This is a genomic window from Streptomyces sp. NPDC047072 (assembly GCF_040643855.1).
Classification (GTDB): domain Bacteria; phylum Actinomycetota; class Actinomycetes; order Streptomycetales; family Streptomycetaceae; genus Streptomyces.
In genome coordinates, this window is record NZ_JBEYVC010000018.1 from 1 (window position 1) to 21108 (window position 21108).

The 21108-nt window shown below is 71.0% G+C and carries 22 protein-coding genes; 15 read left to right on the forward strand and 7 right to left on the reverse strand.

From position 1 onward, the window contains the following. Positions 1-1375 (reverse strand): AfsR/SARP family transcriptional regulator (locus ABZ896_RS10770; protein ID WP_360925242.1); only part of this gene is annotated, 1375 nt, incomplete at its 3' end. A gap of 282 nt (positions 1376-1657) precedes the next feature. Here ABZ896_RS10770 and ABZ896_RS10775 point away from each other — a divergent pair. Further along, complete coding sequence (locus tag ABZ896_RS10775; RefSeq protein WP_360925245.1) at positions 1658-2032, forward strand: peptidoglycan-binding domain-containing protein; 375 nt, start codon at positions 1658-1660, stop codon at positions 2030-2032. A gap of 264 nt (positions 2033-2296) precedes the next feature. Here ABZ896_RS10775 and ABZ896_RS10780 read toward each other — a convergent pair whose 3' ends face one another. Further along, positions 2297-2899 (reverse strand): rhomboid family intramembrane serine protease, encoded by a 603-nt coding sequence (locus ABZ896_RS10780; protein WP_360925247.1) that lies wholly within the window; start codon positions 2897-2899, stop codon positions 2297-2299. A gap of 110 nt (positions 2900-3009) precedes the next feature. Here ABZ896_RS10780 and ABZ896_RS10785 point away from each other — a divergent pair, with 110 nt between their 5' ends. From ABZ896_RS10785 to ABZ896_RS10815, 7 genes are all read left to right on the forward strand, one after another. Next, a complete protein-coding gene (locus tag ABZ896_RS10785) occupies positions 3010-3672 on the forward strand; it encodes a UbiX family flavin prenyltransferase (protein WP_360925500.1) in 663 nt (220 codons plus the stop codon). Between the two features lie 61 nt (positions 3673-3733). After that, positions 3734-4189 (forward strand): Lrp/AsnC family transcriptional regulator, encoded by a 456-nt coding sequence (locus ABZ896_RS10790; RefSeq protein ID WP_360925250.1) that lies wholly within the window; start codon positions 3734-3736, stop codon positions 4187-4189. 38 nt (positions 4190-4227) lie between these two features. After that, positions 4228-5391 carry an aminofutalosine synthase MqnE gene (mqnE, locus tag ABZ896_RS10795; protein ID WP_360925253.1) on the forward strand — a complete coding sequence of 388 codons (1164 nt, stop codon included), beginning with the start codon at positions 4228-4230 and terminating at the stop codon, positions 5389-5391. 322 nt (positions 5392-5713) lie between these two features. Beyond that, positions 5714-6367 (forward strand): UdgX family uracil-DNA binding protein, encoded by a 654-nt coding sequence (locus tag ABZ896_RS10800; protein ID WP_360925256.1) that lies wholly within the window; start codon positions 5714-5716, stop codon positions 6365-6367. 16 nt (positions 6368-6383) lie between these two features. Next, positions 6384-6908: a GNAT family N-acetyltransferase gene (locus tag ABZ896_RS10805; RefSeq protein WP_360925259.1), complete on the forward strand. Its 525-nt coding sequence runs from the start codon at positions 6384-6386 to the stop codon at positions 6906-6908. Between the two features lie 75 nt (positions 6909-6983). Next, positions 6984-7298, forward strand: a complete 315-nt coding sequence (locus ABZ896_RS10810) for a DUF4229 domain-containing protein (RefSeq protein ID WP_360925262.1) — start codon at positions 6984-6986, stop codon at positions 7296-7298. A gap of 196 nt (positions 7299-7494) precedes the next feature. Continuing rightward, on the forward strand, positions 7495-8145 hold the full coding sequence (locus ABZ896_RS10815; protein ID WP_360925265.1) for a TetR/AcrR family transcriptional regulator: 651 nt from the start codon (positions 7495-7497) through the stop codon (positions 8143-8145). A gap of 160 nt (positions 8146-8305) precedes the next feature. Here ABZ896_RS10815 and ABZ896_RS10820 read toward each other — a convergent pair whose 3' ends face one another. Then, positions 8306-9361, reverse strand: a complete 1056-nt coding sequence (locus tag ABZ896_RS10820) for a MaoC/PaaZ C-terminal domain-containing protein (protein WP_360925268.1) — start codon at positions 9359-9361, stop codon at positions 8306-8308. Positions 9362-9762: 401 nt separating this feature from the next. Beyond that, a complete protein-coding gene (locus ABZ896_RS10825; RefSeq protein WP_360925271.1) occupies positions 9763-11094 on the reverse strand; it encodes a 3-oxoacyl-ACP reductase in 1332 nt (443 codons plus the stop codon). Positions 11095-11405: 311 nt separating this feature from the next. Between ABZ896_RS10825 and ABZ896_RS10830 the strand changes: the two genes are divergently transcribed. The 5 genes from ABZ896_RS10830 (at position 11406) to ABZ896_RS10850 (ending at position 18212) form a co-directional block, all read left to right on the forward strand. Continuing rightward, positions 11406-13352 (forward strand): AMP-binding protein, encoded by a 1947-nt coding sequence (locus ABZ896_RS10830; RefSeq protein WP_360925274.1) that lies wholly within the window; start codon positions 11406-11408, stop codon positions 13350-13352. Between the two features lie 215 nt (positions 13353-13567). Continuing rightward, positions 13568-15481: an AMP-dependent synthetase/ligase gene (locus tag ABZ896_RS10835; protein WP_360925277.1), complete on the forward strand. Its 1914-nt coding sequence runs from the start codon at positions 13568-13570 to the stop codon at positions 15479-15481. Positions 15482-15560: 79 nt separating this feature from the next. Continuing rightward, positions 15561-16034 carry a carboxymuconolactone decarboxylase family protein gene (locus tag ABZ896_RS10840; RefSeq protein ID WP_360925280.1) on the forward strand — a complete coding sequence of 158 codons (474 nt, stop codon included), beginning with the start codon at positions 15561-15563 and terminating at the stop codon, positions 16032-16034. Positions 16035-16754: 720 nt separating this feature from the next. After that, entirely contained in the window at positions 16755-17168 is a 414-nt protein-coding gene (locus ABZ896_RS10845) for a hypothetical protein (RefSeq protein WP_360925283.1), read from the forward strand. Between the two features lie 144 nt (positions 17169-17312). Further along, positions 17313-18212, forward strand: a complete 900-nt coding sequence (locus ABZ896_RS10850; protein WP_360925286.1) for a hypothetical protein — start codon at positions 17313-17315, stop codon at positions 18210-18212. Here the strand turns inward: ABZ896_RS10850 and ABZ896_RS10855 are convergent. Continuing rightward, entirely contained in the window at positions 18193-18375 is a 183-nt protein-coding gene (locus tag ABZ896_RS10855; RefSeq protein ID WP_360925289.1) for a DUF397 domain-containing protein, read from the reverse strand. The two genes, ABZ896_RS10850 and ABZ896_RS10855, sit on opposite strands and share 20 nt — an antisense overlap. Continuing rightward, positions 18372-19226 carry a helix-turn-helix transcriptional regulator gene (locus tag ABZ896_RS10860; RefSeq protein WP_360925292.1) on the reverse strand — a complete coding sequence of 285 codons (855 nt, stop codon included), beginning with the start codon at positions 19224-19226 and terminating at the stop codon, positions 18372-18374. Before ABZ896_RS10860 ends, ABZ896_RS10855 begins: the two co-directional genes overlap by 4 nt. A 116-nt stretch (positions 19227-19342) precedes the next feature. On the opposite strand from ABZ896_RS10860, the gene ABZ896_RS10865 reads away from it, so the two are divergent. Together ABZ896_RS10865 and ABZ896_RS10870 are read left to right on the forward strand one after the other, a co-directional pair. Continuing rightward, the gene (locus ABZ896_RS10865; RefSeq protein ID WP_360925295.1) at positions 19343-19756 is read left to right on the forward strand and encodes an ATP-binding protein; all 414 of its coding nucleotides are present in this window, start codon (positions 19343-19345) and stop codon (positions 19754-19756) included. Between the two features lie 7 nt (positions 19757-19763). Next, entirely contained in the window at positions 19764-20846 is a 1083-nt protein-coding gene (locus ABZ896_RS10870; RefSeq protein ID WP_360925298.1) for an ABC transporter substrate-binding protein, read from the forward strand. On the opposite strand, the gene ABZ896_RS10875 is transcribed toward ABZ896_RS10870, so the two are convergent. Then, complete coding sequence (locus ABZ896_RS10875; RefSeq protein WP_360925300.1) at positions 20847-21092, reverse strand: hypothetical protein; 246 nt, start codon at positions 21090-21092, stop codon at positions 20847-20849. Positions 21093-21108 lie beyond the last annotated feature (16 nt).

Here is a 21108-nt window from a genome sequence, read left to right on the forward strand (position 1 = left end):
GTCCGTAGTCGCGGCGGGAAAGCCGAGGGAGAGTCGTAGTGCCGGGGTGGGGGCCGGGGTGGGGTTCGGGCGAGGGTTCGGGCCGGGTGGCGGTGTCGGCGTCAGTGCCGGTGCTGGTGTCGGCCTCGGTGCCGAGCAGGGCGGACACGAGGCGGTCCGCCTCGGCGTCGCGTCCGGTCAGCCGGTGCGGAGGGGCGGGGAGCTGGGCGGGCGGCGACAGGACGGGTCTCCTGCCGGGGCGGCCGCGTCGCACACGGGGGGTGGGGCGGCCGACGTGGGCGGGGGTGGGGGGCGAGCCGGTTGCCGGGGTGGTGGTCGGGGTGCGGGTCCGGTCCCCGTGGTTCGGCATACGGTCCGTCAGGTCGGGGGTGTTCGCGAGGTTCCGTGCGTGGTCGGCCTGGTCGGCGAGGTCTCCGGTGTCCCGCATGTGGTCCGTCCGGTCGGCGGGGTCTCCGGTGTCCCGCGTGTGGCCCGTCCGGTCGGCGGGGTCTCCGGTGTCCCGCAGGCGGTCCGTGCGGTCGGCGGGGTCCCCGTTGTCCCGTGCGTGGTCCGCCTGGTTGGTGAGGCCTCCGGTGTCCCGCATGGGGTCGGCCCGGTCGGCGGGGTCTCCGATGTTCCGCAGGCGGTCCGTGCGGTCGGCGGTCTCCCCGATGTTCCGCACGCCGTCCGCAGGACCCGTGGCGTCCCGGGTGTCGCCTGTCAGGAGGCGGGTGTGGAGGTCGCGTAAGGCGTGGCTCGGCTCGATTCCCAGTTCGGTGCGGAGCACCCGGTGGCCGTCCCGGTACACCCGTAGAGCCTCCGCGCGGCGCCCGCAGCGGTGCAGGGCCGCCATGAGCAGGCCGCGCGGCCGCTCCCGCAGTGGCTGTCCGGCCACCAGCCGGGTCAGCTCACCCACCAGCTCGGCCCCACCGCCCGCCGCCAGCCGCGCGTCGAGCATCTCCTCGACGGCGGTCATCCGCATCTCCTCCAGCCGTGCCGCCTCCAGCTGGAGCGACGAGGTCGCCGGGCCGCCGAGCGCGGGCCCGCGCCACAGGCCGAGCGCCGCCTCCAGGGTGTTCGCGGCCGTCGCGTGCTCGCCCCTGCCCGCCTCCGTACGGCCGCGTTCCAGCAGTTCCTGGAAGCGGCGCAGATCGAGTCCGTCCGGCCCCGGAAGGAAGAGGTAGCCGCCGGGCCGGGTCACGATCACCTCGGGACGGTCCGGCCGGTGCAGCACCCCTCTGAGCCGGGACACATAGCTCTGCACCAGCTTGGCGGCCGTGTCCGGCGGGTCCTCACCCCATACGGCGTCGATCAGCCGGTCGACCGACACCACCCGCCCGGCGTCGAGCAGCCCGGCCGAGAGCAGCGCGGTCGGCTTCCGCGCGAACGGTGCCAAGGGCCGGCCCGAAGCCCATACCTCCACAGGGCCGAGCAGACGGAACTCCACTTTTCCCCCCGAAATATCCCCCGAATATCCCGCGTCCAGGATCCGCGCTCACCAGCCGGTCGAACAACCCCAGAACCAGCCGCCACTGCACGGCCATTGCGCCAGGACTGCACCGGGACTGCGCCCCGCTTGCAGCACCCGGTCCGACAGTGGTTCCGGCCGGACGCCCGCCCGCGGCGCGAGCGGGAGCGCTCCGGTCCCGCCGCAGGCAACTCCTACAGGGGGAAAACAATGATCCGTAAGCGCATCGTCTCGCTGCTGGTGGCCGGTCTCGCGACCATGGGTGTCGCCGGCGCCCTGCCGCTCGTCACCGCGGCACCCGCCCAGGCCGCGATCATCTCCGGCCGCTGCGAGTACACCGGCAGCCAGCCCGAGCTCTCCTACGCGCCCAGCGCGTACAAGATCGCGGTGAAGCAGGCGCAGTGCGAGCTGAACTGGGCCATGACCGGTGACAACCTCACGGTGGACGGCTACTTCGGCTCGAACACCCGGGCCGCGGTGGTGAGGTTCCAGCGCTGTGTGGGCATCGACGACGACGGCATCATCGGTCCCATCACCTGGGGGCAGCTCAACTACTGGGCCGCGTCGAGCTCCTACGCCTGCTGACGCACGGCCGTAGCACTCCCTGATGCCGGTCCCCGAGCACCCGGGGCCCGGCCCCCGAGGCGGCGCCACACCCCGGCGCCGCCTCGGCACGTGGCGAACACCCTGGATCACCCCGCGACCGACCGACGACCGGTCTCTGCCCGGCCCGCCGACCGACCGACGACCGGTCTCTGCCCGACCGTCGACCGACCGCCGACCGGTCTCTGCCCGACCCGCCGACGGACCCCTGACCGCGCCCCTACGCCGCTCCCCCCGACCGCGCCCCTACGACGTGAGCGCCGCCGGAGTCGCCCGGCGTCGGAAGACGAACGCCGTGCCCACGCCCGCTATGAGGCCCAGCAGGTGCGCCTGCCAGCTCACCCCCGTCTGGGTCGGGGCCAGGCCCGCCAGGATCGCGCCGCCCCACACCGCGCCGACCAGCAGGCCCGCCACGACTCCCCACGGGCGGCGCTCCACGAAGCCGCTCACCAGGAGGTAGCCGAAGAGGCCGAAGATCAGGCCGGACGCGCCCGCCGTGTTGGTGTGGGCCGGGGCTATCAGCCAGACCCCGAGCCCGTCGGCCACGATGATCGCCGCGCAGATCATCGCGAAACGCCGGATGCCTCCCAGCGCCGCGAGGAAGCCCATGACCAGGAGCGGGACGCTGTTCGCCGCCACATGGGCGAACCCGAAGTGGATGAAGGCGGCCGGGACGACGTCGACCAGCTCGGACGGCTCGCGCGGGGTGATGCCCAGCCCGTCCAGCGCGTGCCCGCTCACCACGTCGACCACTTCGAGCACCCACAGCAACGCCACCCAGCCCAGCATCAGCTTGGCCGCGGCCTTCGCCCTGTCGCCCTGGGTCCACTCCAGTCGCGTATCCGTCATGACAGCCCCCTCACCCGTCCCCACCTGAGAACGCCCCGACCCCCTTGGCCGGTTCCCACCCCGCAGCGCCGGATAGGCTCGGGGGTGTGAACCCAGTCAAGCCAGGAGAGATGCGCCGTACGCCTTGGATCGTAGGGGTCTCCGGCGCCTCCGGCACCCCGTATGCCGCGTCGGTGCTCCGGGCCCTCCTCGACGCCGGCGAGGCAGTCGACCTCGTCGTGTCCCGGGCCTCCCGGCTGACCCTCCTCGACGAGACCGGTATCTCCTTCCGGGACGCCCACTGGCAGGACGACCTGCGCGAATGGCTGGCCCGGGGCGCCGACGGCAAGCCCGGCACGCACGAGGCCGACATCAGCGGCGTGCGGTACTGGAACGCCGGGGACCTCGCCGCGGGCCCGTCCTCGGGGTCGTACCCCAGCAAAGGGATGCTGATCGTCCCCGCCTCCACGGCCTGCGTCGCCGGTGTCGCCCTCGGGCTCTCGAAGGATCTGCTCCAGCGCGCGGCGAGCGTCACACTGAAGGAGCGGCGGCCGCTGGTCGTGGCCGTACGGGAGACCCCCCTGAACGGCCAGACCCTCCGGCACCTCGTCACGCTGGACGACGCCGGTGCGAGCGTGGTCCCGGCCTCGCCCGGCTTCTACGCGGGCGCCACCCACATCCAGGACCTGGTGGACTTCGTCGCCGGGCGGGTGCTGGACGCGGCGGGCGTCGAGCACGGGCTGTACCGGCGCTGGCGGGGCGAGCTGGGCGGCGGGGCGGGCACCGACCGGTAGGGCACGGCACAGCAGTACCTCTCATCACTTACGGCACTTTTCAGTGGAAGGCTTCGATCGCATGGACGCGGTGGACAGGCAGCTCATCCAGGCCCTGAGGGAGAACGGCCGGGCCTCGTACGCGGAGCTGGGACGCCTCGTCGGCCTGTCGGGACCCAGCGTCACCGACCGCATCAACCGGCTGGAGGCGGCCGGTGTCATCACCGGCTACCGCGCCACCGTGAACGCCGCCTCGCTCGGCCTCGGCGTCACCGCCCTCATCGGTATCTCGCTCTCCGACGCGACCGACCACGAGGACGTGGCCCGGCGGCTGAAGGACCTCTCCGAGATCGAGGACTGCTGGTTCATCGCGGGCGACGACTCGTACATGCTCAAGGTGCGGGCCACCGACGTCGACGGCCTGGAGAAGACCATCCGGCGGCTGTCCGGCACCAAGGGCGTCTCCCGTACCCGTACCACGATCGTGCTGTCCACCAAGTGGGAGAACCGGGTCGGGGAGCTGCCCGAGGAGGCGTAGACGTACGGTGGGACAGGTCGTCGTAGAAAGGGTGTCGTATGGACGTCGGGCTCAAGCGCGAGCTGGAGGAGAAGGTCGGGGCCGGTGAGCGGCTGACCCGTGAGGACGGCATCGCGCTGTACGAGTCGGACGACCTGGCCTGGCTGGGCGGACTCGCGCACGAGGTGCGGACGCGCAAGAACGGCGACGTGGTCCACTTCAACGTCAACCGGCATCTCAACATGACGAACGTGTGCACGGCGTCCTGCGCGTACTGCTCCTTCCAGCGCAAGCCGGGGGAGAAGGACGCGTACACGATGCGCATCGAGGAGGCGGTGAAGCTCGCGACGGAGATGGAGAGCGAGAACCTCACCGAACTCCACATCGTCAACGGCCTGCACCCGAACCTGCCGTGGCGCTACTACCCGCGCTCGCTGCGGGAGTTGAAGGCGGCGCTGCCTCAGGTGTCCCTGAAGGCCTTCACGGCGACGGAGATCCACCACTTCGAGACGATCTCGGGTCTCTCGGCGTCGGAGATCCTGGACGAACTGATCGACGCGGGCCTGGAGTCGCTGACCGGCGGTGGCGCGGAGATCTTCGACTGGGAGGTCCGCCAGCACATCGTAGACCACAGGACCCACTGGGAGGACTGGTCGCGGATCCACCGTCTGGCGCACGAGAAGGGTCTGAAGACCCCGAGCACGATGCTCTACGGCCATATCGAGGAGCCGCGCCACCGGGTGGACCACGTCCTGCGCCTCCGCGAACTCCAGGACGAGACCGGCGGGTTCCAGGTCTTCATCCCGCTGCGCTACCAGCACGACTTCGTGGACATGAAGGACGGCAAGGTCCGCAACAGGTTGCAGGCCCGTACCCAGATGGCGACCGGCGCCGAGGCGCTGAAGACCTTCGCGGTCTCCCGCCTCCTCTTCGACAACGTCCCGCACGTCAAGGTCTTCTGGGTGATGCACGGCGTCCAGACCGCGCAGCTCGCACTTCAGCACGGCGCGGACGACATGGACGGCTCGGTGGTCGAGTACAAGATCACCCACGACGCGGACAACTACGGCACGCCCAACAAACTGACCCGCGAGGACCTCCTCGACCTGATCCGCGACGCGGGCTTCCGCCCGGTGGAACGGAACACCCGCTACGAGATCATCCGCGAGTACGACGGCCCGAACCCGACCCGCCGCGAATCCCCCCAGCCGATGCGCGTGTGAAGGGCTTCCCCCAGCTCAAAGGGGGGAATTGAATGGGCTTGCTGACCCGGCAGCCAGGGGTGACGGCGACCTTTCCTTCCGAGGCGGCCACCGACTGCGCTTCTCCGCCGACGGCTCCCTCGTCTCGGTCCGCTGTGAGTCGGAGACCGACTGGCGGCCCGATCCCGAGGTGGAGGCGTTCGCCGAGTCTCTCGTCGTCACGGCACCGAAAGTGGCCCACGAGGCGCCCTTCGCGCAATGTCGGACAGATGTGGCGGCGGTGATTTCGGCCGGCTGATCCGGCTCGCGACATGGAGGCTTGGACGAGGGGTACTCGGGTGGTATGAGTCCGCGGACCTCCGCTCCGGAGGAGCGGTACAGTGCCGAGCCCTTTGTTCCGGAACGGGGCGGGCTTTCCGGGTTGCGGAGGGCGGCGGCGGAGTGCCGGGGCTGTCCGTTGCACCGGGACGCCACGCAGACCGTGTTCGGGGCGGGGAGGGTGGACGCGCGGGTGATGCTCGTCGGGGAGCAGCCCGGGGATCAGGAGGACCGGCAGGGGAAGCCGTTCGTCGGACCCGCCGGGAAGCTGCTCGACCGCGCTCTCGCGGAGGCGGGGATCGATCCCGACCAGGCGTATGTCACCAACGCCGTCAAGCACTTCAAGTTCACGCAGCCCGAGCCCAAGAAGCGGCGGATCCACAAGGCTCCGACGCTGCGGGAGATGACCGCCTGCGGGCCGTGGCTGGCCGCCGAACTCGCCGTAGTCAAGCCGGAGTTGATCGTCGTACTCGGGGCCACCGCCGGGAAGGCCCTCCTCGGCTCCTCCTTCCGCGTCACGCAGGTGCGCGGAACCGTGCTGGAGGAGGAGATCCACGGGAGGCCGGAGCGGCTGGTGCCCACCGTGCACCCGTCCTCCGTGCTGCGGTCGGACGACCGCGAGGCGGCGTACCGGGGGCTGGTCGCGGATCTCGAGGTGGCGGCACGCGTGCTGTCGTAAGGCTTACGATGGCGCTGTGTCCCTTACGTTTACTCTCGACCCGGCCGTCACTCCCGCCCTCCGCGACGGCATCCTCGACCTGTGGACGGACGTCAGCAACGCGGGCGGTGCCGTCGGTTTCGTCGCGCCCGTGGAGCGCGAGACCATACGCCCCGAGCTGGTGAAGCACTTCGCGGCGATGGCGGACGGCCGCGCCCGGCTGCTGGTCGGACACGACGCGGACGGACGGGTCGCGGCCACCGCGTTCCTCACCTTCAACACGCACCGGCTGATGACCCACTGGCTCTGGCTCTACACGGTGATGGTCCACCCCCGCCACCAGGGCGGCGGCTACGGCCGCGACCTGCTCGCCGCCGCCGCGGACGCGGCCCGCGGGATCGACGGCATCGAGGCGATCCGGCTCACCTGCCGCGGCGGCCTCGGCCTGGAGCGCTTCTACGGCTCCTGCGGCTACAAGGAGGTCGGCCGGATCCCCGGCGCGATACGGGTCGCCCCCGGGGACGACCGCGACGACGTGATCATGCTGCTGCCGCTCACCTGACCCCCGTCGAAGATCGCGTGCCCGGCGTGCTTCACTGGACGGTGCCCCATTTATGAACCGGAAGAGTGGATTGACATGCTCCGCTACACGCTGATGCGCCTCGGGATCTTCGTGGGCTGCCTCGTGGTCGTCTGGGGCCTCGTCTACTCGGGCCTCGCCCCGCGCGGCCTGGGCGCCTCCAACGGCATGTGGATCGTCCTGCTCTCGCTCCTGATCTCGGCCCCGATCAGCTTCGTGGCCCTCCGCAAGGAACGCGACCGCGCCTCCATCCAGGTCGCCCAGCGGGTCGACCGGATGAAGAGCAACCTGGAGGCGAACCGCTCCCAGGAGGACGAGGCGGTCGACGAGGCCGCCGCCCGCTCCCAGGGCCAGGCCCCCCAGACGTCCTGAACGACCCGCGGGCTCATCGCACGCGCAACCGCCCCACCACCCCCTGAGCCGCACGCACGGCCGACAACACCTCCTGCGCCGAACGCCCCTGCTGCCGCGCCTGGAGGAGCGTGCCCACGCCGACCGAGCCGCCCGGCAGAGCCAGTCCGCCACCTCGGGGGGAGGATTCCGCGGGGTCGGACCGTACGCTTGGGCCATGGGTGCAGTGAAGGCTAAGCGGATGCCGCGGGCGGTTCGTGAGCAGCAGATGCTGGATGCCGCTGTGCGGATCTTCGGGCAGCGGGGGTACATGGCGGCGTCGATGGACGAGATCGCCGAACTCGCCGGTGTGTCCAAGCCGTTGGTCTATCTGTATCTGAACTCCAAGGAAGACCTCTTCACCGCGTGCATCCGGCGGGAGGCGGCCGCGCTCACCGTGGCGATCCGGGCCGGCGTGGTCACCGGGGTGCCCGCGGACCGGCAGTTGTGGGACGGGCTGCTGGCGTTCTTCACGCACACCGCGCAGAACCCGTACGGCTGGTCGGTGCTGCATCTCCAGGCCCGGATCCACGGGGAGGCGTTCGCCGCGGAGGTCACCGCGATGCGCGAGGAGATCGTCGCGTTCGTGACCGAGCTGATCGTGGTCGCGGCGCGGGAGGCGCACCGTGACCCCGACCTGCCCGAGCGCGAGGTCGCCGGGCTCGCGGAGGCCCTGGTCGGCGCCGCGGAGTCGCTGGCCGCTTGGGCGAACGCGACCGAGGGGGTCACGGCGAGGCAGTCCACCGGCACGCTCATGAACTTCGCGTGGGCCGGGCTGGGGAACCTGATGGAGGGGCGGCCGTGGACGCGCCAGGACGTGAGCGGGTAGGCGCGGCCCGGCGGCCGTTAGGAGGAGAGGGGTACGTCCCGCTCGTCAGGACGTGAGGGGGTACGTCCCGCCCGTCAAGGCGTGAGGGGGTACGCCCTGCTCGTCAAGGCATGAGGGGGTACGCCCTGCTCGTCAGGACATGAGGGGTACATCCCGCTCGTCAGGACGTGAGGGGGTACACCCCGCCCGTCACATGGACGCGGTCCCCGCCGCACAGTTCGAAGCGTTCGGCGTCCGCCGCGTAGGTCACCGTGCCGGGCAGCAGCACCGGTGCCTTGAACTCCGCGCGTACCAGGGCCGCTTCGGGGGTGCCGTGTGCGGCCAGGCAGCGGGCGACCGTCCACATGCCGTGCGCGATGGCGCGGGGGAAGCCGAAGAGGCGGGCGGTGAGCGGGTACAGGTGGATCGGGTTGCGGTCGCCGGACGCGGCGGCGTACCGGCGGCCGATGTCTCCGGCCAGCCGCCATTCGGCCATGGCGGGGAGCGGTGCGTGCGCCTCCGGCTCGGTGGGCGGGTGCGGTGCGTGTCCCTCGGGGCCGGTGGTCGGGTGCGGTGCGTGTCCCTCCGGGGTGGTGGGCGGGTGCGGTGCGTGTCCCTCCGGGGTGGTGGGCGGGTGGTGCGGTGCGTGCGCCTCCGGGCCGGTGGGCGGGTGGTGCGGTGTCTCCGCCTCCGGCCCGGCGGTGGGTGCGTTCGGTGGAGCGGTGTCGGCCGCCTCACCCGAGTCTGCCCGCCCCGAGTCCTCTCGTCCCGAGTCTGCCTGTCCCGCGTTCGGCCGCCCCGAGTCCACCCCGTGCCGAGCCAGATACGTGCTCACCGACTCCCACACCAGCTCCTCGCCCGCCCGCAGCTCCGTGACCACGGCGGCCTCGGTTCCGCGTCGGTGTGGGCCCAACCCTTCGACGTACACGGTGAGTTCGTACTCGCCGGTGGCCGGCGCCGCCCGGTACCGGGTGATCTCGATCGACGTGTGGACGAGTCCGAGCAGCGGCAGTGGGAAGGTCCGTCCGCTCATCAGGCTCATCGCCAGCGGAAAGCCCAGCACGTGCGGATACGTCACCGGCAGCGCGTCGTCGCCCGTCGGGAACCCGCACACCCGCTCGTACGCGGCGAGCCGCGCGAGGTCGACCCGCAGTCCGGGCAGCACGAGCCGGGTCGGGGGGAAGTCCGCGTCGGGCGCGGGCCGCTTGAAGGGCGACCGCAGCGCCCCTCGCAGCAACAGCGGCCCAAGAGCGGGCGCCTGCGCGAGAACAAGCGCAGACCTGGCGGACCTGGCGGAACCCACACCACCGGCCCGCGCGCCACCGCCCCGCCCACCGTCCGCCCAGGCCCAGCGGGCGCCTGCCTCGCCGGCCGAAGAGTCACCGGCTCCCGTGCCACCGCCCCGCGCGCTGCCGGACCACGACCCGCCCGTCCCCGCCTCACCGTCCCCGGAGCCACCACCCCGCCCACCGCCCGACCAGGACTCACCTGACCAGGACTCACCCGACCTGGACCCACCTGACCAGGACTCACCCGACCTGGGCTCACCCGACCAGGACTCACCCGACCTGGGCTCACCCGACCTGGACCCACCCACCCCGGCCCCCTCCGCCGGTACATCCTCCGAGTGCACCGCCATCACGCCCCCAGCAGGCTCTGCCCGCACACCCGTATGACCTGCCCGTTCACCGCGGCCGATCCCGGATGTGCCAGCCACGCCGTCGTCTCCGCCACGTCCGCCGGAAGGCCGCCCTGGGCAAGGGAGTTCATGCGTCGGCCTGCCTCCCGGATGAACAGCGGGACGGCCGCCGTCATCTTTGTCTCGATGAAACCGGGGGCGACCGCGTTGACCGTCACCCCGTGCTCCGCGAGCGCGCGCGGTGCGAGCGAGTGCACCAGGCCGACGATGCCCGCCTTGCTCGCGCCGTAGTTGGTCTGGCCCGCGTTTCCGGCGAGCCCCGCGATGGAGGCCGTGGCGACGATCCGGCCGCCGGCGCGCAACGTTCCCGACGACAGCAGCGCGTCCGTCGTGCGCAGCACGCTCCCGAGGTTGACCTCAAGGACCGAACTCCACCGATCCACAGGCATGTTGACGAGTCGCCGGTCCCGGGTGATCCCCGCGTTGTGGACCAGTACGTCCAGCCCGTCGGGCAGCGCCTCGGCGATCCGCCGCCCCGCGTCCGCGGCCGTGATGTCGAGCGCGAGCGCGGTACCGCCCAGCCGTTCGGCCAGCCGTGACGCGTCCTCAAGAGCCGACGGCACATCGAGTACGACGACCCGCGCCCCGTCCCGCGCCAGCGTCTCGACGACCGCCGCACCGATCCCGCGCGCAGCCCCGGTGACCAACGCGGTCCGCCCCAGCAGGGGTTGACCCGGATCCTCCACGGACACCTCACCCGAGCCCAAGCCGGAGCCCGAGCCCAAGCCGGAGCCAGATCCCGCGCCCACCGAGATCACCTGCCCACTCACATACGCCGACTTCGGCGACAACAGAAACCGCAACGTCGACTCCGCCGCCCGCACCTCCCTCAGCCGTACGAGATTGACCGTCCGCCCCCGCCCGATCTCCTTGCCCAACGACCGGGTGAACCCCTCCAACGCCTGCTGGACGGCGGCCTGGTGATGGTCGGCGGGGTCGAGGGGCGAGCCCAGGACGACGACCCGCCCGCTCGCTCCGATCGACCGCACGACGGGGTGCAATGCCGCGTGCACCGAGGCGAGATCCGACACGTCACGGACCCCGGTGGCGTCCAGCAGGACCCCGGCGGTCGGCGCCGACGAGGAGAACGGCAGACCCGTCACCGTCAGGTCCAGGTCGGACTTGCCCGCCGTCAGCAGCAGCAACCCGCCGTCCAAGGACGGCTGTTGCGAAGACCAGCGACGCAACTCCGCCGGCTGCGGCAGCCCGAGGCGCCGGGTGAGGAAACGGCCCGGTGCCGTGGCGGTGAAGCTCAGATAGCGGTCGGCCATGCCCGTCTCCCCGGTCGTCCACTCGACGGCTTTCTTACTCCAGAGTCAGAAACTCCGGAGTCAGGTTACCCGAGGTAAGGGCCCCTAGGGGGGAGAGATGCGGCGGAAGTGACACCCGTGGCGAAAGTGAAAAAGTTTCAGCATACCGCCCGGTAGCTACCGAGCGTCAAGAAAAGCGGCCAGACTGCACACTCCCGCCGCCGGACCATCGCCGAACCCTCACGACCTCATCACGCGCGGGCAATACGATCTCCTGTCCGACCTGCGGAAACTCCCCGCAGGGCAACTCTGGTGAACGTCTGGAGTCGCCCGTGTCCACCTCACCCCCACCCGCAGTCGCGGCGGTTCACGCGACCACCTACGACGGCACCCCGGTGCTCGTGGAACCCGTGATCCGGCGCCTGGACGGAGTGGTGCGCGAGGTCGCCGTACCGCCCTTCGTCCCGACGTCGACGCACGGCTCGCTCGCCGAGCTGCCCTTCGACAACGCGCGGCTCGCCCCCACCGACGTCGTGCTCAACCGCCGTACGGAGGGCGGCGGTTGGGTGGACGTGACGGCGGAGCGGTTCGCCGCCGAGGTGCTCGCGGTGGCCAAGGGCCTGATCGCCGAGGGGATGGTGCCCGGCGACCGGCTCGCGATCATGGCGCGGACCGTCTACGAGTGGACGCTCCTGGACTTCGCCGCCTGGGCGGCGGGCCTGGTGACCGTGCCGATCTACCCCACCTCCTCGGTCTTCCAGGCCCGTTGGATCCTGCAGAACTCCGGCGCGGTCGCCCTCGTCACCGAAACCGCCGCACAGGCCGCGGCACTTGGGCCCGAACTCCACCAACTCCCGGACCTGCGCCACCTGTGGGCGATGGAGCGCGGCCATGTGGAGCGCCTGGCCGAGCACGGCTCCCAGGTGCAGGACGCCGAAGTCGCCGTAAGGCGGGGGATGTTGAGCCCGGAGACGCTCGCGACCGTCGTCTACACCTCGGGTACCACCGGCCGTCCGAAGGGCTGTGCGCTCACCCACGGCAACTTCCTCGCCGAGGTCGACAACGCGATCGAGCTGCTCTATCCCGTCTTCCGCTCGCGGACCAGCGAGGAGGCGGCGATCCTGCACTTCCTGCCGATGGCCCACATCTTCGGCCGGATGGTCGCGGTCGCCTGTGTGCGCGCCCGGGTCCGGCTCGGGCACGCGCCGAGCCTGAAGTCGGAGGAGCTGCTGCCCGACCTGGCGAGCTTCCGGCCGACCTGTCTCATCACCATCCCCTACATGCTGGAGAAGGTCTTCAACGTGGCCCGCGCGCGGGCCGAGTCGGGCGGCCGCGTCACGTCGTTCGACCGCGCGGTGGGCGTCGCCTGCCGCTACGGCGAGGCGCTGGAGGCCCAGCACACCGGCGCCGGGCCCGGCCCGAACGCCGCGCTCAAGGCGGCCCGCACCTTCTACGACCCGCTGGTCTACCGCCGGATCCGCAAGGCGATGGGCGGCCGGGTCCGCTACATGATCTGCGGCGGCTCCCCGCTGGGCCGGCGGCTGTCCTCCTTCTACGCCGGCGCGGGCATCGAGATCTACGAGGGCTACGGCCTCACCGAGACGACCGGCGCGGCGACCGTGACCCCGCCGCTCAAACCCCGGCTGGGCACGGTCGGTTGGCCGCTGCCCGGCACCCGCGTCCGCATCGCCGCGGACGGCGAGGTCCTGCTGGCCGGCGACCATGTCCTGCGCGGCTACTGGCAGGCGTACGCCGACGGGCTGGCCCCCGCGACCGACGACGGCTGGCTGGCCACCGGCGACCTCGGCCACCTGGACGACGAGGGCTACCTCTACATCACCGGCCGCAAGAAGGAGATGCTGATCACCGCGGGCGGCAAGAGCGTTGCCCCGGCGCCGCTGGAGAACTGGCTGCGCGCGCACCCGCTGATCTCGCAGGTGATGGTGGTCGGCGACCGCCGCCCCTACGTCGGGGCCCTGATCACCCTGGACGTGGAGGGGCTCAGTCACTGGCGCCGGATGCGGGGCAAGCATCCGGTTCCTCCCGAACTGGTCCTGGACGACGACGAGTTGCGGGCCGTGCTGCAACGCGCGGTGGACGAGGTCAACAAGCTGGTGTCCCGGCCGGAGTCGATCCGCCGCTTCACCGTGCTGCCGGTGGACTTCACCGAGGAGAACGGCCACCTCACGCCGTCGATGAAGCTGAAACGGGACGTCGTCGCCGAGGAGTTCGGGGGCTGGATCGACGCGATGTACGAGGGGCGGCCGGTGAAGCCCTGAGGAGGTGACAGGGGCTCATTTTGCACCCGAGGTTGCACAGGCCCGGCCCGGGACCCGCCCCGAATCCGCACGAACCCACCACGCGGGATGCCTAGGATCGCCATGCTAACCATCGGTAACACCCGAGTCGTGCACCCCTGGTGAACATTCGGGCACGCATCGCGCGTATCCAAGCAGTAGTGCGGAAACCCACCGCGCGCCCCAGGAGCCGCCCCATGTCCCTCTCCTACACCTCCGGCACCGACTACGACGGCGAGCCGGTCCTCGTCGAGCCCGAGATCGTGCGCCTGGACGGAGAGGTCCGGGAGGTGTCGGTCCCGCCGCTCGCCCCGCCGGTGACCCATGGCTCGCTCGCCGACCTGCCCTTCGACAACGCGGAGGCGGCGCCGGAGCAGCGGGTGGTCAGCCGGCGTACCCAGGACGGCGACTGGATCGACCTGACGGCCGCGGAGTTCGCCGCGCAGGTGCTCGCGGTCGCCAAGGGCCTGATCTCCGAGGGGCTGATGCCGGGCGACCGGGTCGCGGTCATGGCGCGGACGACGTACGAGTGGACGCTCCTCGACTTCGCCGCCTGGGCGGCCGGTCTGGTCACCGTCCCCATCTATCCGACCTCCTCGGTCTTCCAGACCCGGTTCATCCTCCAGGACTCCGGCGCGGTCGCCCTGGTGACCGAGACGACGGGCCAAGCCGCCGCGCTGGGACCGGAGTTGAGCAGGCTGCCCGACCTGCGCCACCTCTGGGTCATGGAGAAGGGCCATGTGGAGCGGCTCGGGGAGCTGGGCCAGCACGTCCCGGACCAGGAGATCGGCGTACGACGGGGCATGCTGGGCCCCGCCACGGTCGCCACCGTCGTCTACACCTCAGGGACCACGGGCCGTCCGAAGGGCTGTGTGCTGAGCCACGGCAACTTCCTCGCCGAGGTCGACAACGCGGTCGAACTCCTCTACCCCGTCTTCAAGTCGAAGGCCACGGAGGACCTCGCCACCCTCCTCTTCCTGCCGATGTCGCACGTCTTCGGCCGGATGGTGGCCATCGCCTGCATCCGCGCCCGGGTCCGCCTCGGCCACGCGCCCAGCCTCCAGGCCGAGGACCTGCTCGCCGACCTCGGCAGCTTCAAGCCGACCTTCCTGCTCGTCATCCCGTACATGCTGGAGAAGGTCTTCAACAACGCCCGCGCCAAGGCGGAGAGCGGCGGCCGGGTCGGCACCTTCGACCGCGCGGCGAACACCGCGGTCCGCTACGCCGAGGCGCTGGAGGCCCGCCAGGCGGGTACGGGCTCGGGCCCGAGCGCCGCCCTGAAGACGTCCCGCGCCTTCTACGACCCGCTGGTCTACCGCAAGATCCGCAACGCGATGGGCGGCCGCATCCGCCACATCATCTCGGGCGGCTCCCCGCTCGGCCGCCGGCTCGCCGCCTTCTTCACGGGCGCGGGCATGGAGGTGTACGAGGGCTACGGCCTGACGGAGTCGACGGGGGCCGCGACCTGTACGCCGCCGCTGAAACCCCGTCTGGGCACGGTGGGTTGGCCGCTCCCCGGCACCCGCGTCCGGATCGCCGCCGACGGCGAGATCCTGCTCGCCGGCGGCCAGGTGTTCCGGGGCTACTGGGACCCGCACGGCGAGGGGGTGGCCCCCGCCTCCGCCGACGGCTGGTTCCCCACGGGCGACATCGGCCGCCTCGACGACGAGGGCTACCTGGAGATCACCGGCCGCAAGAAGGAGATCCTGATCACCGCGGGCGGCAAGAACGTGGCCCCGGCCCCGCTGGAGAACTGGCTCCGCTCCCACCCCCTGATCTCCCAGTGCCTCGTCCTCGGCGACCGCCGCCCCTACATCTCGGCCCTGATCACCCTCGACATGGACGGCGTCAACCACTGGCGCCAGATGAACGGCAAACACGCGGTACCCGCGGAACTCCTCGTCACCGACGACGAGTTGAGGGCCATCCTCCAACGTGCCGTGGACGAGGCCAACAAGATGGTCTCCCGCCCGGAGTCCATCCGCCGCTTCACGATCCTGCCGACCGACTTCACGGAGGAGGCGGGCCATCTGACCCCCTCGATGAAGCTCCGGCGGGAGGCCGTGATGCGGGACTTCGCGGGGGAGGTCGAGGGGTTGTACGAGCGTTAGCCGGACCGGGGCGTGTCACATTCCGCGCGGCCGATCCGTCTTCTTGGTACAGGCAGTTGACGACACCAAGGAGTGCGCTATGGAACCCCGTCTGAACCTCTTCACCAACCCGACCGTCGGCAAGGCCCTGAAGCACTTCATCGCCGCGGGCAAGGTGGTCTCCGACTCACCGCTGCCGGCCGCGACGAAGGAACTCGTCCTGCTCCGGGTCAGCCAGATCAACGGCTGCGGCGTCTGCGTCGACATGCACACCAAGGACGCGCTGGCGGCCGGTGAGACCCAGGTGCGCCTCAACCTGGTCGCCGCCTGGCGGGAGGCCAAGTTCTTCACCGAGGCCGAGCGCGCGGCCCTGGAGCTGGCCGAGCAGGGCACCCGCGTCGCCGACGCGGCGGGCGGCGTCCCGGACGACGTCTGGGCGAACGCCGCGAAGCACTACGACGAGGAGCAACTCGGCGCCCTCGTCGCGCTGATCGCCATCATCAACGCCTTCAACCGCATCAACGTCATGACCCAGCAGCCGGCGGGCGACTACGAGCCGGGCATGTTCGGCTGACGGCCCGCGAGGGCGGTCAGCGGCGGTGACTCCGCCCGTCCGGTACCACGGACTCCGGCCACTCACCATGCCGATCGAGTCACTTGTCAAGTCACCTGATTGACTTGCTTGGACGCGATTCACCGCGGTGAACGCCGAGTCGGGAGAAGCGAGTTGAGGACGGGACGGATGGGCCGTGATGGTCAACGCCGTGGCCCCGTACGGCACCCTCCCCGCGGACCCGTGGCGGTGGTCACCTGGGCCTCCTCGGGGATCGGCCGCTCCTTGGCGACCGAACTAGCGGACACCCTGCGGAACACCCACGGCGATGCTCATGGCCAACTCCCAGCCGCCCACCCGGCTCGGCCGAGGGGGCTGCTGACGATTGGCGCGTTTGTCCCAGGCTCCAGGGCGTGCGACCAGGCCCGTTCCGGGCGGGAGCGGGATAAATGCGCCAATCTCTCATCGCCTGCACGGCGAAGCCGAAGTCTCCGCCCCGCTGACCGATCGGACCCGACTGCGGGATGGTGTCGGCATGGACACGTGGGGGGGCGGTGGTGGCTCGGTGAGCGACGGCGGCGGCTGCTCGGGGACTTCGGGGCCGGAAGCACACACGCCGTGAACCTGGCCTTCCGGCGGATCGATGGACCGCCGTCAACCTCCGGCTCCCTACAGGCGCCTGCTTACGGGGAGTTCGGGAGGATCAGCGACTACTACGATTCCGTCCCCTCAGGACGCCTGGTGATCACCGGAGACGTCGGCGCGGGCAAGACCATGCTCGCGAGCGAGTTCGTCCTCGCGCTGCTGGAGCGGCGAGGTCCGGGCGAACCGGTGCCGGTGCGGCTGGCGCTGCCGGGGTGGAGTGGTTCGCGGGGGCCCCGGGACGCCGGCGCCTTCACGCGCTGGCTCCAGGAACGCCTCGTGGACGAGTACAAGTTGCCCAAGATCACGGCTCACGCGCTCGTCACCGCTCGCAAGGTCATCCCCGTGCTCGACGGTCTGGACGAGATGGACCCGACGGCGTCGGCGCTGCCGAATCGCGGGCCGCCGATCTGTTGCGGGCGCTCGACGTCTGGCTCGACGGGCGCCGGGGCATGCCCTACGTCCTCACCTGCCGTACGGACTGGTACGACCGACTCCTCCAGGCCCGTGTGACTCCGGCGGGAGTGACCCGCGTCGAACTGGAGCCCACTGTTCCGGGAACTGGAGGCCCACCCGACGGGACAACTCGCCACGGCTCTCGACACGCCTTGGCGGCTGACCCTCGTGGCCGGCCTCTACGCCGAGGAGGGTGATCCCGTGGAGCTTCTCTCGTGCCCGGACCCCGGCTCCCTGAGGAACCACCTCCTGGGTCGCTATGTCACCGCCGCAAGCCGCACCCACCCGACGGGGACGGACGACGAAACCCACGACCTCGCAGACGTGTACCGCCGGCTCGCCTGGCTCGCCAGAGGTCTCGGCACCCGCGGTGAGTTCACCCCGCACGGGCTGTGGCGGCTGTTGCCGGCCGGGTGGACGCGGGCCGTCGAGGCGGGAATGGCCGCCGTACCCTGGCTCCTGCTCACCGTGATATGCACGTCCGTTGCCCGGAACGACGACCCTGCGAAGGTCGCCTCCATTCTCCTCGTGGGGACCTGCGGTGTGGTCCTCATCCACTGCTTGTGGAACCCCCAGCCGGCACCCCTGCCGATCATGCGGCGGCGGAGTCGCAAGGTCGCCCTACGGCAGCTGGTCAAAGCGACGCTTGGCTACGGCGCCGTCATGGCCCTTCTCGCCTCGCTGCTCCCCTTCCTCCTCGACGAGCGGACCAAGGTGTACGTCGAACTCGTCTGGTCGGACGCGGGGACCGACGGGGAGGCCGCGCCCTCCGCCTGGCGCTATCTCCTCCGCGTACCTGGGAGCGTTCCTTTCCCGGCTTCAGGTTGTCCTGTCGGGTGTGAGCCGGTTTCGGTGGTGATCATCTCGTTCCTGATCGTCCACGGCCTCATGCTGGCCCTCGCTCCCACAGTCCCTCGGCATGTGGCCTTCCTCCTGCGCAACAGAGGTCAACTCCCGTGGGACCTGGCCCCGTTCCTCCACTGGTCCCACGAGGCCGGCTTGCTCCGCCTTTCGGGCAGCGCGTACGAGTTCCGACACCGTGAGCTTCAGGACTGGCTGGCGGCGAATCCGGAACCGGCGGTCACTGGGGGAGGTGGGTGAGGAAGGCCGACCAGGTGGTGGGGGAGAGGGTGAGGTGGGGGCCTTGGGGGTGCTTGGAGTCACGGAGGTGGATGGTGGCGGGGGTGACGGCGACCTCCAGGCATTCGCCGCCTTCGCCGCTGCTGTAGCTGGACTTGAACCAGGTGAGCTGCTCGGTGTTCATAGCTCCTCCAGCTTCTGCTCGATCAACTTCCGGGACTCTGAGGGGGAGAGCGCCATCGCTCGCATGATCCCATAGCGGTCCGCGATCTTGCGGACCTCTTCCAGATCGGTGAGCAGCCGGGGGTATCCCTGGGTTTCGGTGTACGCCACCTGACCGTGTCCCTTGGGCGTCAGCAGGTTGAACGCGCTGTCCAGGCTGGGGTGTTCCTCCACCTCGGTCGGCATCACCTGGATCTCGACGTTCTGCATCCGCCCTACGTGCAGCATGCGCCGAAGCTGATCCGCGTGCACGCGCCGTCCCCCGATAGGCCGGTCCAGCAGGACCTCTTCGAGGACATAGCTCACGATCGGAGCGGGGTCACGGTCGAAGACCTGCTGCCGGGAGAGCCTGTCCGCCACTCGCCTCTCGATCGTCTCCTGGTCGAGAAAGGGCCGGCGCTTCACGAAGACGGCCTGGGCGTGGTCCGCGGTCTGCAACAGCCCGGGGACACCGCTGTTGGCGTAGAAGTGCAGCTCGACCGCCTCCGCCTCCAACCCCGCGTAACTCCGGTACCACTCCGGATGCCGGGTCCGTGTCCTGGTCATCGCCGTCTCGACGTCCGGGATCACCTCCAGCAACAGGCCCCCGGCGTCCAGCAGTTCGTCGGCCTGCTTCAACACCTCCGGCCGGATGATCCGTACTCCCCGCTCCATCGCCGAGATCGCGTCGGGGCCGTATCCCACCAGCTTCGCGAACTCCTTCTGGGTCAGCCCCTTCTGCTCGCGCAGGAACTTCAGCATCTTGCCCAGGGCGACGAACAACGCCGTCGTCCCCTCGGCCTCCGCAGGCGTCTCAGGCCTCCGCTCGATCACCGGCCCCACCCCTCCCACCCGACGACTCGTACACCGACACAGCGGGCTCGTACGGCTACCGACAGTCGCCGAGTCGCCCCTGGTCAGCGTAGAGACAACCCACCACCCTCAGTCACGTGAACGCTGAAATCTCCACCCCCACCGACGAACTGACCCAGCGTCTGAGCGCCACCCCACGCGGCGCCCGTCTCGCCCGCAGACTCACCGCCGCGCAGCTCGGGATCTGGGGGCACCCCCATGACACCGAGGCGAACGACACCGCGCAGCACCTCGTCGCCGAGCTGGCCGCGAACGCGGTGACCCATGGACGCGTACCGGGACGCGACTTCGAGCTGCGTCTCCTCCTGCTCCCCGAGGACACGCTCCGTATCGAGGTGAGTGATGCGCGAGGTGATCGTCAACTCCGCTTCGTGACCGACGAAGACGGCGAGCACGGGCGCGGGCTCATCCTCGTCACGCTGCTCGCCCGGGCGTGGGGCGTCACGGAACGGGACGTCGGCAAGACGGTGTGGGCCGAGATCGGGCTGTGAGATATCAATGTCCGGCATGAGCACAGTGCGGATCGGCGTTCTCGTCCCCCTCACCCGGCCCGGCTGGGCGGAGGCGGGCCGGCATCTGCTCGCCGGGCTGGAGACGGCCGTAGCGGATGTCAACGACAGGGGTGGGATCGGCGGGCGGCCGCTGGAGCTGGTGGTGCGGGACACCGCGGCGGATCCGCGGCGGGCCGAGGCGGCGGTGGAGGAGCTGGCCGGGCTGGGGGTGGTCGCCGTGGCGGGGGAGTATCACAGCGTCGTCGCGCGTGCCGCCGCGACCAGGGCGGATGCCCTCGGCGTACCGTTCCTCGTCTCGTCCGCGGTGCTCGACACGCTCACCGAGCACCCGACGGACTGGGTCGCCCGTCTTTCCCCACCCCAGTCCAGCGGCTGGCGCACCTACGCGGACTTCCTCCTCCGCGCGGGCCACCGCCGCATCGCCGTGGCGGCCCAGCCGAGCGTCTACTGGGCGGCCGGGACGGGGATTCTGCGTGACCGTCTCGCGCCGCGCGGCGGGACCGTCGTAGAACTCGACGCGGAGGCATTCGAAACGGGGGAGCTGGTCCGCTCCGGCGCGACCGCGCTCCTCCTGCTGACCGGCCATCCGGAACCGGCCGTGCCGATCGTCCGGGCCGTCCGCGCTGATCAGCGCCTGGCCGGGCTCCTGTTGGGTGCGCCCGCCGGGCAGCCGGAGTTCGCCGAATGGGTGGGGCTGCTGGGCCCGGACGGCGCCGGAATCCCGTTCCTGCGCTATCTGCCGGAGCGGCTCGGGCCCCTGGGCCTACGGGTGGAGACGGCCCTCCGGGAGGGACTGCGCACGGCACCTTCCTTCGTCGCCTTCGAGGGCTACGACACGGTCGTGGTCCTCGCCGACATCCTGCGCTCCCACGGCCCGGACCGGGCGCGGATCGCCGCGTCCTGGGGAAGCGTGGCGGTCGAGGGCACCCGGGGCCGGATCGGGTTCTCCCGCCGACCGGGCATCGGCGTCTGGCAGTCGACCGTCCCATCGGTCCAGGTCGCCGACCGCGACCCGGCACACCCCGACCGGTTCCGTGTCCTTCACTCCGAGGGGGAAGGCCAGGGGTGATCACCCGGAGCGAGAGCCGGACCTCTTGCCGCGCATCGCGCCGATTGCCTGGCCCGCCATGAGCAGACAGGCGACCAGGGCGAACGGCCAGACCCAGACAGGGGCGCCGGCGTTGTAGACGGGGGTGAGGGCGGCCAGCACCGAGAGGGCCACCCAGACGGTGAGCCGGGCGGAGAGAAGCACCCAGGGGTTGGCGGGGCGCGCGAAGAGGATCAGGCCGCGCACCGAGTCAGGGGGGATGGCCATGCGTTGTCCGTTTCTC